Origin of the sequence: Bartonella queenslandensis AUST/NH15, assembly GCF_000312585.1 — a bacterium.
Classification (GTDB): domain Bacteria; phylum Pseudomonadota; class Alphaproteobacteria; order Rhizobiales; family Rhizobiaceae; genus Bartonella; species Bartonella queenslandensis_A.
In genome coordinates, this window is the sequence record NZ_HE998126.1 from 1 (window position 1) to 342 (window position 342).

Genomic DNA, 342 nt, shown 5'->3' on the forward strand with positions numbered 1-342 from the left:
GCCAGAAAGCTATTTATACCGTGTTGCGCAAGTGGAAAGTGGAGGCAATCCGAATGCAAGGAATCCACGTTCTTCTGCGGGTGGGTTGTATCAATTTATAGACAGCACAGCCAAGCAATATGGCTTGCAAGATCGTTTTGACCCGGTGCAAGCAGCAGATGCCATGGGGCGGTTGACCCTTGATAATCGTAATCACTTAAGCCGTGTTTTGGGCAGAGCGCCCAGTGAAGCAGAATTGTATTTAGCCCATCAACAAGGGGCAGGAGGAGCCGCCCGTCTTTTGCAAAACCCCAATGCCAATGCAGCACAACTTGTTGGCAGCAATGCGGTTGGTTTGAATGG

1 protein-coding gene is annotated in these 342 nt (G+C 50.3%); it reads left to right on the forward strand.

Annotation, left to right across the window (positions count from 1 at the left end):
* Nucleotides 1-342 (forward strand): transglycosylase SLT domain-containing protein (locus BN338_RS09585; protein WP_039761709.1); only part of this gene is annotated, 342 nt, incomplete at both ends.